Origin of the sequence: Aminobacter sp. BA135, from assembly GCF_050859125.1 — a bacterium.
Classification (GTDB): domain Bacteria; phylum Pseudomonadota; class Alphaproteobacteria; order Rhizobiales; family Rhizobiaceae; genus Aminobacter; species Aminobacter ciceronei.
Genome location: NZ_CP139573.1, coordinates 263997 through 276020, shown reverse-complemented (window position 1 = coordinate 276020; position 12024 = coordinate 263997). Strand labels below are relative to the sequence as shown.

Sequence of the window (12024 nt, the reverse complement as noted above, 5' to 3'; positions counted from 1 at the left end):
GCATCCCTCCCGGCCATTACGTCGATGCGATCGCGGGGTGGCTTTACGCCATCTCCCGGTTCCAACGGTCGGCAATGTCTGCCGCCTTGTCGACGTAGCTGTCCCAGTCGTAGCTCTTGATCTCGCCCATGCGCGGGCCGACGATCGGCGTGCGTGCCTTCATCGCGTCGTCGACCGAAGACTCGCTGTTGCTTGGCGAGGTGTAGAAGGCCTTGGCCATGTCCTGCTGGACCTTGGCGTCGAGGATGTAGTTCAGATAGGCGTGCGCGGCGTCCTTCTCGGCCCCGGTCGCGACCAGGTTGAACGACTGCTCGAAGGCAAGAACGCCTTCCTTGGGAGCGACGATGGCCACCGGGGCGCCCTTGTCCTGCAGCGTCATGATCTCGGTCCAGTCGACCGGCGCGATGATGGCGTCGCCGCGGATCAGAGCCGTCGCCACCTCGCCGCTCCACGAGGCCTGGGTGAAGGGCAGCAGTTCCTTGATCTTGGCAAATGCAGTGTCGAAATCGTCCGGGCCGCTGCCGAACAGCTCGGCGACCAGGCGCAGGAAGAGGACCGCACCGGTGTTGCCGATCTGGTACAGCCCGGTCTTGCCCTTGAACTCGGGGTTGTCCCAGAGGTCGTGCCAGGAGGTGGGCGCGGTCTTCACAAGGTCGGTGCGGTAAGCGAGACCGATCGGCGAGACGATGGCGCGGATTCCTTTGGCGTCCTTGTTGACGAATTGCGGGAAGGTCTTTGCCGCGTTCGGCACCTTGGCGAGGTCGAACGGCTCGAAGAAGCCTTCGGCGCGCAGCACGGCGGCGATGTTTTCGTTGCCCATGAAGATGCTGTAGGGCGAGCGGCCGCCGCCGGCGCGGATCTTGGCGACGAAATCCTTGCCGAGCCCGACGTCGAGCTGCGGCTGGATGCCCGTTGCGGTCGTGAGGCCGGGCAAGAGCTTCTCTTCCCAGAACTTGGCCCATAGCCCGCCATAGGTCGGAACGACCAGTGGCGATTGCGCCGCGGCAAGCCGTGGCAGGGTCATCGAGGCAATAGCCGTCGTCATACCGACGGCGAATTCACGCCTTGTCAGCTTCATCGGAAATTATCTCCCATGTTCCCACTGAAGTTCTTATGGTGGCTTGCGTCGCGGGTCGAAAGCGCAGCCCTGTTGGATCGAAGGCTTGCATTTTCCGGCCAGGCGGTCAACAATTTAGATATTGTTATATTGAAATAATAAAAAGCGGCAACGAGGGAGAGCATACGGGCATGGAGGACGCCAAGCAGGCAGTCCAGGCGACCAAGAGCCTGGCACATCAGATCGCGACGTCGTTGCAGCAGGAAATCGTGCAGGGCACGCTCAGCGTCGAGGCGCGGCTGCCGTCCGAGGCCGAGATCGCGCAGCGCTTCGGCGTCTCGCAGCCGACAGTGCGCGAAGCGCTCAAGATTCTTGCGGCAAAGAAGCTGGTGCGTTCGAAGCGCGGCCCCAATGGCGGCGTCTTCGTCAATGCGCCATCGCTCACCGCCGCCAGCCAGATGCTGCAGGAGATGACCACATGGTTCGTCGGGCTCGGCGTCTTCGGGCTCAACGAGATCGTCGAGGCGCGGTTGTTGCTCGGCCGCACCTGCGTCCAGCTCGCCGCCGAACGCGCCACATCAGAAGACCTCGAAACGATCGAGGCGACGCTGGAGGCGTTCGAGCGTGACGACATTTCCGACGAGGAGTTTTGCCGGCTCGACGTCGCCTTCCACCACGCCATTGCCCAGGCCACCGGCAACAACGAGCTGCGCTTCATCATGCTGGTCGTCAACGACTCGCTGATCCCGGCAACCAACATGATCTCCTTCCGCTTCCGCGAACGCGGCCGCGTCGTCTCGCTGCACGCCGATATCCTGGAAGCGCTGCGCGCCCGCGACGCCTCGGCTGCCACGGCGGCCTTCGAGGAGCTCATTGCCTATCAGTCCAGCGTCTACGAAAAGGCGCTGTCGGCGCGCCAGGGTGACGGCGCCCAGCGGCAGGAAGCCTGATGGGCCAGCTCGTGGCACCGGGGCAGAAGCTGGTCGAACAACAGCTTGCCGACGGGCGCCGTGTCTACCGCAGTTCGATCCCCCTGCCAGACGAGCTGCCTGATATTCTGGTGCGGCTTGCCAGATGGGCGAAGGAGCAGCCTGACAAGGTGCTGTTGTCAGAGCCGCGGGAAGGCGCCAGGCGGTCGATCAGCTATGGCGAGGCACTTGCACGCGCCCGTGCCCTGCGGCAGGTGCTGACGGGCCGCTATGGCCTGCGCAAGGGCGATTGCGTGGCGACATTGGCTCCGGCCGGCATCGATGCGCTGGTGCTCAAGCTCGCTTGCCTGTCCGGCGGCTTCGTCCATGCGGCGCTGCCTCCCTTTCCTTTCCGCGATGGCGTTGAAACCGAAGCGACAAGCTCGTTTCTCGAAAACGCCAGGCCCCGGCTGATCGTGGCGCCGTCAGGTCATCCGGCCATCCAGGGCATGGACGCCGTTTCGCTCAACGACCTTGCAGTCGATGGCAGCGACATGGCCACGCCCGGAGTGGACGAGTCCGTGTCGCCGGATGACTGGGCCGCGATCTTCTTCACCTCCGGCAGCACCGGTGCGCCCAAGGGCGTGCCGATCACGCGAGGCATGGTTTCGTCCAACCAGGCCGCCATCGCAGCGATGTGGCCGTTCGTCGTGGAAACGCCGCCCGTGCTCGTCGACTGGCTGCCATGGCACCACGTCTTCGGCGGCCTCGACAACATCTTCAAGGTGATCTGGAACGGCGGCGCGATGCATGTCGACGCCGCACCCGGCCCCGCGACGATCGAGGCAACGGCAAAGCTGATGGCCGATGTCTGCCCGACCATGCACATCGCCGTTCCGCTCGGGCTGAGGCTCCTGCTCGACCGGCTGGAAAACGACGATGCCGGCGCTCTTGCCCTGACGCGGAATCTGCGCGCCATCTTCTTTGCCGGCGCAGGTATCGATGCCGATTTGTGGCGCCGTCTCGCCGCCTTTCGCGACAGCCATGGCGATTTCCAGGTTCTCTCAGGTTATGGCGCGACGGAAGCGGCTTCGACGATCACGCTGTCGCCGGCGCCGCTCGAGCGTCCGGGTGAGCTTGGCCACCCCTGCCCGGCCACAGCGTGGCGCTTGTCGACATCGACGGCCGCAGTGAGCTGCGCGTCTCTGGTCCCAACATCGCGCCCTGCTATCTGATCGAGGGCCGACGAATTGACCTGCCGATGGACGAGCATGGCTTCTATCGCAGCGGCGACGCCGCCGTTCTGCGCCTGCGCTCGGACGGTGTTGCCGTGTTCGGCTTCGATGGCCGTCTCGCCGAGGATTTCAAGCTGTCGAGCGGGGTCAAGGTGCGCACCGGGCCGCTGCGCGCCGGCCTTCTGGCGCAATGTGCGCCGCTTGCCGACGACATCGTCATTTCGGGCGAGAACCGTGACCGCCTCGTGGCGCTGGTGTTTCCCTCGCCGGCGGGCAAGGCTCGTCCCAACGAACTCAGCGCGCGCATTGCCGCCTGGAACGCCGCCAATCCCTCGGGGTCGACCGCGATAGCCCGTTTCGATCTCGCAACTGCGCCGGCCGATCGCAGCAAGGGCGAGCAGTCGGACAAAGGCCAAATCGTCCAGTCGCGCTATCTGCGCAACCACGCCGACCTGTTCGAGGCGCTTCAGGCAGGTGGCGGTCAGGCACCCGTGGGCGCCTGACGCCTTGAAAGCCTAGTCCAGATCGCGGAACGGCTTTTCGCGGATGTCGAGGAATTCCTTCAGTGAATGCTCCTTGAGCAGCCGCATCCAGTAGCGACCCTCTTCCGAGGCATGCAGGATCGCGGTGGTTTCGCGATTGTAAGTCCAGGAGCTCTCGAGACCGGCCGTCTGCTGCTGGTGGTTGAGCGCTGCCTTGGCGAACTTGATCGCGGCACCCGGCATGCGCGCACATTTGCGCGCCAGCTTTTCGGCTTCCACCCTCAATTGGTCACGCGGGACGGCCTTGTTGACCAGATGGATGCGCGCGGCCTCGCGGCCGTCGATCAGGTCGCCTGTGTACATCAGGTGGCGGGCATGGATCATCGGCACCGTCCAGGGCAGCATCAGCGTCGGTGGCGCCGAGACATGGCGAACTTCGGGCTCACCCAGCATCGCGTCCTCGGCGGCGACCGTCATGTCGCAGCACATCATCAGCTCCAGCCCGCCGGCTAGACAATAGCCGTTGACGGCGGCAATGATCGGGATCGGCGCCTCGCGAATGAGCTTCATGCGGCGCATGTTGGCGCCGATGTCCTCGCGCCAGGCTTCCGCATCCATCTCGAAGTCCTCGCCGCCGAGGTCGAAGCCGGCGGTGAAGGCGCGCCCGGCGCCGGTGATGATGACGGCGCGGATCTCGGGATCCTTGACCGCCCGGGCGATCGACGCCTCGAGCGCGTCGCCGAGCTCCTGGTTCATGGCGTTCATCTTGTCGGGGCGGTTGAGCGTCAGGGTGACGAACGCATCCTCGGCGTCCTTCTCCCAGATAACGACGTCAGTGCTCATGGTCTCCCCTCCCCTCAGGCGATTTCGATGACGACGCGGCCGCGGACCAGGCCGGCGACGATGCGTTTGGCGAGGTCAGGCAGTTCGCTCATCTTGTGGGTCTCGGTCATTGCCGCAAGCTTGGTGCGGTCGAGATGGTCGGCCAGCGTGCGCCAGGCGCGCTCCCGCTTCGCCTGCGGCGCGAATACGGAATCGACACCGATCAGCGTCACGCTGCGCAGGATGTGCGGCATCACGGTGCCGGGCAGGTCGTGGCCGCCGGCCAGCCCACAGGCCGCGACAGCGCCGCCATAAACAGTCTGCGCCAGCGCGTTGGCGAGCGTGGTCGAACCGACGCTGTCGACGGCACCGCTCCAGCGCTCCTTCTGCAGCGGCCTGACCTCACCGGCGAGTTCTGCCCGGTCGAGGAAGGCAGTTGCGCCCAGCGAGCGGAGATAGTCATGCGTCTCGGCCCGGCCGGTCGAGGCAACGACGATATAACCCTTGGAGGACAACAGGCTGACGGCTGTCGAGCCGACGCCGCCGGCAGCACCCGTCACCAGCACCTCGCCCTTGCCGGGCTGGATCTTGCCCCAGTCTTCGAGCGCGTCGACGCACAGGGCCGCAGTGTAACCCGCGGTGCCGATTGCCATCGCCTGTTCCATGGTGAAGGCATCAGGCAGGCGGATCAGCCATTCCGGCTTCAGCCGCTGAAAGCGTGTGTACGCACCCCACTCCGTTTCCGACATGCCCCAGCCATTGGCCACGACCTTGTCGCCCGCCTTCCATGCCGGTGAGCGCGACTCGACGACAGTGCCGGCAATATCGATGCCTGCGACCATCGGCAGGCGGCGCGCGATACGGCCCTTGCCCGAAATGGCGAGGCCATCCTTGTAGTTGAGGCTTGAATAGGCGACCTCGACCAGCACGTCGTTGTCTGGCAGGTCGGCTTTGGTGATCTCGCGGAAGCCGGCGCGCGGCTTGCCGTCGACATCTTCAAGCATCAACGCCGTAAAAGTCTCGCTCATGAAAGTCTCCAGGAAGTCATGGGGTAATCTCCGGCTTAGCCGCGCTTGGCCTCGCGTTCGGCGCGCCGCGTCAGGCTGAGCGCATAGCTGTCGCGAACATAGGCGAGCAGCTCCGACAGCACGGCGGTGGCATCGCTTGCGTCACGCGCCTCGATGGCGCCAGCAAGCTTTTCATGGAAATCGGCGACTGTGCTGCGCTCGCGCACATGCGAAACGATCATGTTGGTGATCGGCATGAACGCCTCGACCACCGTGTACATCATCAGGCTGAGCGGGCCGTTGCCCGCCGCCTGTACAACGGCGCGGTGGAAGCGCACGTCTGAGGCGCAAAAATCCTCGTCGCTGAGCAGCTTGGAACGCTGCAGCGTGATCTCGGCGCGCATCGCGGCAAGGTCTGCGTCGCTGCGTCGCTGGCAGGCAAGCCGGCAGCAGATTGCTTCCGTTTCCAGCCGCGCGCTTATGATCTCGTCGATGTCGAAGGCGCCGACGCCGACAAGCAATGTCGCGGCCCCCGTGATCGCCGATGACAGGCCCTCCGGATCGGGGCGGCTGACGAAGGTGCCTCCGGTCGGCCCACGCTGCGAGCGTATCAGGTTCTGTGCCGCAAGCCGCTTCAGCGCCTCGCGCACCGTCGGGCGCGATATGCCGAAGCTCTTGGCGAGGTCTTCTTCGGTCGGCAGGCGTTCGTCGATCTGCAGGCGGCCGTCGAGAATGGCCGCGCGGATCTTGTCGGCGACCTGCCGGGCCACGCCAGTGCGAACCACGTCCTGATATTCGATCGGCATTCGCCCTCCGTCGGTGCTGCCTTGCGGCCGCCTCCGTTTCGATATGAAGATAAACAATATAGGTTTGACAAATATTGCAAGCGAAATAAGCTTGACCGAGACAGCGCCCGGAAATGGCTTCCTCCGGGCCATCCAGGCGCCATGACACCCAAGAGCGATCAGGTTCTATCCCTCCTCCAGGCACGGCTCGACAAGGCCGCCATCCTGGCAGGCGACGCCATCGATCCACGCTACAGCGACGATCTTGCCGGTGAGCGGGGCGCCCGGCCGGAGCTTGTGCTGCGGCCACGCGGCACCGACGAGGTCGCCGAGATCCTGAAGGTCTGCAACGACGCGCGCCTGCCGCTGGTCGTCCAGGGCGGCCGCACCGGACTGTCGGGCGGGGCGAGGGTGCTGGCAGGCGAGGCAGTGTTGTCGCTCGAGCGCATGACCACCTTGCAGGAGGTCGAGCCGACGGCCGGAACCATCGTTGCCGATGCAGGCGTGCCGCTGCAACTCGTGCAGGAAAAGGCCGACACTGCGGGCCTCGTCTTCGGCGTCGACATCGGCGCACGCGGCACCGCCACCATCGGCGGCAACATCGCCACCAATGCCGGCGGCATTCGCGTTCTGCGCTATGGCAGCTTCCGCGCCCAGGTGCTGGGGCTTGAGGCCGTGCTCGCCGATGGTAGTGCTCTGTCCTCGCTCAAGGGGCTCGCCAAGGACAATTCGGGCTACGACCTCGGCCAGCTTTTCATTGGCAGCGAAGGCACGCTCGGCGTCGTCACCCGCGCCTGCCTCAGGCTGCATCCTAGGCCCGTGACGCAGTCCGCGGCCTTCTGCTCCTTGCCGTCGCTGGGCGCGGCCTTCGGCCTGCTCACATTCCTGCGTGCCCGCCTCGGCAACCTGCTGTCAGGCTTCGAAGTCATCCTGGCGCCGCTGATGGGTGACATGGTCGCAGCGCTCGGCTTCACCGCGCCGGTCGCCCTGTCGACACCGGTCTACGTGCTCGCCGATATCCAGGGCATGAGCCCGGGAACCGACGAGGAGGCCTTCATCGAGACTTTGTCGCAGGCAATCGAGGACGGACTGGTCGAGGACGTCGTGGTCTCGCAGTCGGATCGCGAGTTTCATGCGCTGTGGACGCTGCGCGATGACGTCAATCGCTTCCTGTTCGCCGAAGATGCGATGCTCAGCCTCGATGTCAGCCTGCCGCTGCCTGAAATGGGCGCCTTCCTCGATATGGCGCGTGCGGCCCAGCGGCAGGTCGACCCGGCGGCGCGGGATTATGTCTTCGGCCATCTCGGCGACGGTAACCTGCATTACGTCGTGCGAACCGACAGGCCCGACCAGGTCGCCGGCGCGGTGTTCGATTGCGTCGCGAAAAGCGGCGGCTCGATCTCGGCAGAGCATGGCATCGGATTGGACAAGAAGGCCTATCTTCATCTGACGCGCGCGCCGGCCGAGCTCGCGGCGATGCGCCGCCTGAAGGCCGCGCTCGACCCCAACAACATTCTCAATCCGGGCCGCATCTTCGACATGCCCCCTGCCCTGCCCAACGTCTGAGTGCCGCAATGACAGCTGTGACTTCTCCTGAAAATGGCGCCCGCCCGGTCGACATGCCCTCGGCGCTCGACGAGCGCTACACGCTCGAACGCGGCCGCATCCTGGTTTCGGGCACGCAGGCGCTGGTGCGCCTGCCGATGGTCCAACGCCAGCGGGATCTGGCCGTCGGGCTCAACACCGCAGGTTACGTCTCGGGCTATCGCGGCTCTCCATTAGCCGGATTCGATCGCGAGATGGCCAGCGCCCGGAAACATCTCAAGGAAAGCCATATCGTCTTCCAGCCCGGTCTCAATGAGGACATGGCGGCGACCGCGGTGTGGGGCACGCAGCAGACCGGCATGTTCCCCGGCGCGCGCTACGACGGCGTCTTTTCCATGTGGTACGGCAAGGGCCCGGGCGTCGACCGCACCATGGATGTCATCCGCCACGCCAATGCCGTCGGCACCAGCAAGCATGGCGGCGTGCTGTTGCTCGTCGGCGACGACCATGGCGCGGTGTCGTCGACCCTGCCCCACCAGAGCGAGCACAACCTGATCTCGGCCATGGTGCCGCTTCTGTCGCCGGCCGGCATCAGTGAATATATCGACTACGGTCTGCTTGGCTGGGCCATGAGCCGCTATTCCGGTGCTTGGGTCGGCTTCAAATGCCAGACCGAGATCGTTGAGTGCTCGGCAACTGTCGACCTCGATCCGACCCGGCTGGAGATCGTCACGCCAGACATGCCTCTCCCCGCCGACGGCCTGTCGATGCGCTGGCCCGACGGACAGCAAGCGATGGAACGGCGGCTCGAGACCAAGCTTGCCGCGGTGCTCGCCTTCGCCCGTGCCAATCGCCTCGACCGTCAGGTCTGGCCCTCCCCTGCTGCACGGCTCGGCATTGTCTCGACCGGCAAATCCTGGCTCGACCTCAAGGGTGCACTGGCACTGCTCGGCATCGACGAGAGCCGCGCCGCCGAGCTTGGCATCCGCCTTTACAAGGTTGGCATGGTCTGGCCGCTTGAGCCGGAGGGCCTGCGCGAATTTGCCGACGGGCTGGAGCAGATCCTCGTCGTCGAAGAAAAGCGTCCGGTCATCGAGGAGCAGATCAAGTCGCAGCTGTTCAACCAGCCGGGCGACCGCCGGCCGCAAGTCTTCGGCAAGACCGGGCCGGACGGCTCTCCACTCCTGCCCTCGATCGGCGAGATTGGCGCGCTCTCGGTGGCACGTGCCATCCTGCAATGGCTGGGCACTGATGACGCAGGCCTCGCGGCCCGCGCCGTACAGCTGTCAACGGTTGGAGCCCCCTCCCCTGCCGAACCGGATCTGCTCAACCGCGAACCCTATTTCTGCTCAGGGTGCCCGCATTCGACATCGACGGTTCTGCCCAAGGGCAGCCGCGCCTCCACCGGAATCGGTTGCCACATGATGGTGATCGGCATGGAGCGCGACACCTCGACCTTCACCCAGATGGGTGGCGAAGGCGGCTCGTGGATCGGCCTTTCCCCCTTCACCGACGAGAAGCACATCTTCGTCAACATGGGCGACGGCACTTATTTCCATTCCGGTCTGCTGGCCATCCGCGCCGGCATCGCCGCCAAGGTCAACGCCACCTACAAGATCCTCTACAACGATGCGGTCGCCATGACCGGTGGCCAGCGCCATGACGGCGAATTGTCGGTGCCGTCGATCGTCGGCCAGGTGCTCGCCGAGGGTGCCAAGCGGGTCGTCGTCGTCTCCGAGAGGCCGCAACTGCTGGCCGGCCTGCTGCCGCGTGCGGTCGATGTGCGGCATCGCGACGAGCTCGACGAGGTACAGCGTGAGCTGCGCGACGTCGAAGGTGTCACCGTGCTGGTCTACGACCAGGTCTGCGCCGCCGAAAAGCGCCGCCGGCGCAAGCGTGGCACCTATGCCGTCTCGCCCAAGCGTGCCTTCATCAACGAACTGGTCTGCGAAGGCTGCGGTGATTGCTCGGCGGTCTCGAACTGCATCTCCATCGAGCCGCGCGAGACCGAGTTTGGCCGCAAGCGCGCCATCAACCAGTCGAGCTGCAACACCGACCTCAGCTGCACCAAGGGCTTTTGCCCGAGCTTTGTCACCGTCGAAGGCGGGCGCCTGCGCAAGCCGCGCGCCAAGGCTGCCGGCGGCGTCGACGCCGGCCTGGCCGAGCCCAGCCTGCCCAGGTTGGGCGATGCGCCCTACAGCCTGCTGCTTACTGGCATCGGCGGCACAGGCGTCATCACCGTCAGCGCCATCCTGTCACAGGCAGCCCATCTCGACGGCCTGTCACTGGTGACGCTCGACCAGACCGGCCTGGCACAGAAGAATGGTGCCGTCGTCTCGCACATTCGCCTGGCGCGACAGCCCGAGATGCTCAACGCAGCCCGCATCGGCCCCGGCGAGGCCGACCTGGTGCTCGGCTTCGATCTCGTGGTCGCTGCATCGCAGAATGCCGTCGCCACTTTCGGCAAGGGCCGTACCAGGGCCGTGGTCGACGACCACTTCGCCCCGACGGCGTCCTTCGTCAAGGACACGACGATCGACTTCCGCGAAAGCGCGACGCTGCGGCGGCTGCGCACTGCCGGCGGCGAGGACGCGCTCACCACACTTCCCGCAATGAAGCTGGCAACCGGGCTGTTCGGCGATGCGATCGCCGCCAACATGTTCCTGCTCGGCCATGCCTGGCAGAAGGGCCTGGTTCCGATCGGGCGCGAAGCGATCGAGAAGGCGATCGACCTCAACGGCGCCGGCGTTGCCATGAACCGCGCTGCTTTTGCCTGGGGTCGGCGTTCCGTCGATGACATGGACTTCGTCAGCCGGCAGGCTGGGACGGCACCTGCTTCGGCGCCCGAAGCCAAGTCGCTTGATGAGATCGTCGCGCAGCGCGTCGTGTTCCTCACCGGGTATCAGGACGCGGGATATGCCGAGCGCTATCGGACGCTGGTCGACAAGGCGCGGCAAGCCGAGGTGAGAGTGGCTCCGGGGCAGGCTATGTTCGCGACGGCCGTTGCCAAGGCCGCATTCAAGCTGATGGCCTATAAGGACGAATACGAGGTAGCGCGGCTGCATCGCGATCCGGCCTTCCGGCAAAAGCTCGCCGAGCAGTTCGAAGGCGACTTCAAGCTCCAGTACAATCTCGCGCCGCCGATGCTGACCCGTACCGATCCGCGCACCGGCCATCCCGCCAAGATCGCCATCGGCAGCCGCTGGATCGAGCCGGCCTTTTCCGTGCTGGCTCGCCTCAAGAGCCTGCGTGGCACCCGCTTCGATCCATTCGGCCGCACCGCCGAGCGCAAGATGGAACGCAAACTGGCGGCGGACTACTTCACGCTGGTCGAGGCGCTTGCCGCCCGCTTGTCGGCTTCAAACCTGGCAATGGCGACAGAGATCGCCAGCCTGGCCGAGACCGTCCGCGGCTATGGCCACATCAAGCTGGCTGCCGTCGAGCGTTACGAAAAGCGTAAGCTCGAACTGCTCGCTGCATTTGATCAGGCCACAGCCCTAGGGCAGGCGGCCTGACGAGCCTGGTCCCATCAACAGCCTGAATCGACCACGGCTGATCGATTCAGGAGTTTCATTGGACGGTGGGTTCGCCGCGCGCGATTCTGCCGTCCATGCACAAGCCGAGCCCCATCCTGCACCTCCAGCGTCGTGATCCGAGCCGTAACATGGCGCGGTTCTATTGCCTGTCGGTTGAGCGTTCGCTGTTTGGCGACGCGGTGCTGGTGCGCGAATGGGGCCGCATCGGTACGCTGGGCCGGAGGCGTCTCGATCTCTTTGCCAACGTTGCCCAGGCGCAGGAGGCGATGCGCCGTTTGGTGGTTTCCAAGGTCAAGCGCGGCTACAGTTCCGTCGGTTGACAGCTGTCAACGACGATGTGCCGGGACCGAAACGGTCCTCGACGGTCGCCGTTACGCCTCCGTCACAATGGTTAATTTCCGTTAACTATAAACAAGTTGACTCGACTCGCCCTCTCCAGCACCCTTGTTACGCTAATTGGTCGTAATTCGATGCGTCCAGCGTAACCGCCTCAGAAAACCGTTATCCACGCTCCGGCACGTTAAAATGTGCGAAGGCGTAACCCGGATTCGGATTCTGCAGCGAATCGGCGCATAAATCTTAACGAAGCCTGACGGTGCGTCGCTTACGCATGCGCTGGTGGGCGAGAGGGGACTAAAGACTTGGTT

General features: G+C 65.1%; 10 protein-coding genes. 6 read left to right on the top strand and 4 right to left on the bottom strand.

The annotated features are described in order from the left end of the window. Positions 1-43: 43 nt before the first annotated feature. On the bottom strand, positions 44-1078 hold the full coding sequence (locus SLT36_RS29265) for an ABC transporter substrate-binding protein (protein WP_432289190.1): 1035 nt from the start codon (positions 1076-1078) through the stop codon (positions 44-46). A 170-nt stretch (positions 1079-1248) separates the two neighbouring features. Between SLT36_RS29265 and SLT36_RS29260 the strand changes: the two genes are divergently transcribed. The 3 genes from SLT36_RS29260 to SLT36_RS29250 are packed head-to-tail and all read left to right on the top strand — an operon-like array spanning position 1249 to position 3703. Next, a complete protein-coding gene (locus tag SLT36_RS29260; protein WP_432289188.1) occupies positions 1249-2007 on the top strand; it encodes a FadR/GntR family transcriptional regulator in 759 nt (252 codons plus the stop codon). Further along, the gene (locus SLT36_RS29255; RefSeq protein ID WP_432289186.1) at positions 2007-3200 is read left to right on the top strand and encodes an AMP-binding protein; all 1194 of its coding nucleotides are present in this window, start codon (positions 2007-2009) and stop codon (positions 3198-3200) included. The genes SLT36_RS29260 and SLT36_RS29255 overlap by 1 nt, the downstream gene beginning before the upstream one ends. Beyond that, entirely contained in the window at positions 3128-3703 is a 576-nt protein-coding gene (locus SLT36_RS29250) for a hypothetical protein (RefSeq protein WP_432289184.1), read from the top strand. The genes SLT36_RS29255 and SLT36_RS29250 overlap by 73 nt, the downstream gene beginning before the upstream one ends. Positions 3704-3715: 12 nt before the next feature. On the opposite strand, the gene SLT36_RS29245 is transcribed toward SLT36_RS29250, so the two are convergent. The 3 genes from SLT36_RS29245 to SLT36_RS29235 are packed head-to-tail and all read right to left on the bottom strand — an operon-like array spanning position 3716 to position 6317. After that, positions 3716-4525 carry an enoyl-CoA hydratase/isomerase family protein gene (locus SLT36_RS29245; protein ID WP_432289182.1) on the bottom strand — a complete coding sequence of 270 codons (810 nt, stop codon included), beginning with the start codon at positions 4523-4525 and terminating at the stop codon, positions 3716-3718. Positions 4526-4539: 14 nt separating this feature from the next. Beyond that, positions 4540-5532 carry an MDR family oxidoreductase gene (locus SLT36_RS29240; RefSeq protein ID WP_432289181.1) on the bottom strand — a complete coding sequence of 331 codons (993 nt, stop codon included), beginning with the start codon at positions 5530-5532 and terminating at the stop codon, positions 4540-4542. A gap of 35 nt (positions 5533-5567) precedes the next feature. Next, entirely contained in the window at positions 5568-6317 is a 750-nt protein-coding gene (locus tag SLT36_RS29235) for a FadR/GntR family transcriptional regulator (RefSeq protein ID WP_432289179.1), read from the bottom strand. Between the two features lie 141 nt (positions 6318-6458). On the opposite strand from SLT36_RS29235, the gene SLT36_RS29230 reads away from it, so the two are divergent. From SLT36_RS29230 to SLT36_RS29220, 3 genes are all read left to right on the top strand, one after another. Then, entirely contained in the window at positions 6459-7862 is a 1404-nt protein-coding gene (locus tag SLT36_RS29230) for an FAD-binding oxidoreductase (RefSeq protein WP_432289177.1), read from the top strand. A gap of 8 nt (positions 7863-7870) precedes the next feature. Continuing rightward, positions 7871-11356: an indolepyruvate ferredoxin oxidoreductase family protein gene (locus SLT36_RS29225; protein WP_432289175.1), complete on the top strand. Its 3486-nt coding sequence runs from the start codon at positions 7871-7873 to the stop codon at positions 11354-11356. 65 nt (positions 11357-11421) lie between these two features. Then, complete coding sequence (locus SLT36_RS29220) at positions 11422-11697, top strand: WGR domain-containing protein (RefSeq protein WP_432289173.1); 276 nt, start codon at positions 11422-11424, stop codon at positions 11695-11697. Positions 11698-12024 lie beyond the last annotated feature (327 nt).

Bases quoted from the DNA above. Each gene is read 5' to 3' on its own strand.
- SLT36_RS29255 (WP_432289186.1), top strand. From the start codon at position 2,007: ATGGGCCAGCTCGTGGCACCGGGGCAGAAGCTGGTCGAACAACAGCTT.
- SLT36_RS29235 (WP_432289179.1), bottom strand. From the start codon at position 6,317: ATGCCGATCGAATATCAGGACGTGGTTCGCACTGGCGTGGCCCGGCAG.
- SLT36_RS29240 (WP_432289181.1), bottom strand. From the start codon at position 5,532: ATGAGCGAGACTTTTACGGCGTTGATGCTTGAAGATGTCGACGGCAAG.
- SLT36_RS29245 (WP_432289182.1), bottom strand. From the start codon at position 4,525: ATGAGCACTGACGTCGTTATCTGGGAGAAGGACGCCGAGGATGCGTTC.
- SLT36_RS29260 (WP_432289188.1), top strand. From the start codon at position 1,249: ATGGAGGACGCCAAGCAGGCAGTCCAGGCGACCAAGAGCCTGGCACAT.
- SLT36_RS29225 (WP_432289175.1), top strand. From the start codon at position 7,871: ATGACAGCTGTGACTTCTCCTGAAAATGGCGCCCGCCCGGTCGACATG.
- SLT36_RS29230 (WP_432289177.1), top strand. From the start codon at position 6,459: ATGACACCCAAGAGCGATCAGGTTCTATCCCTCCTCCAGGCACGGCTC.
- SLT36_RS29265 (WP_432289190.1), bottom strand. From the start codon at position 1,078: ATGAAGCTGACAAGGCGTGAATTCGCCGTCGGTATGACGACGGCTATT.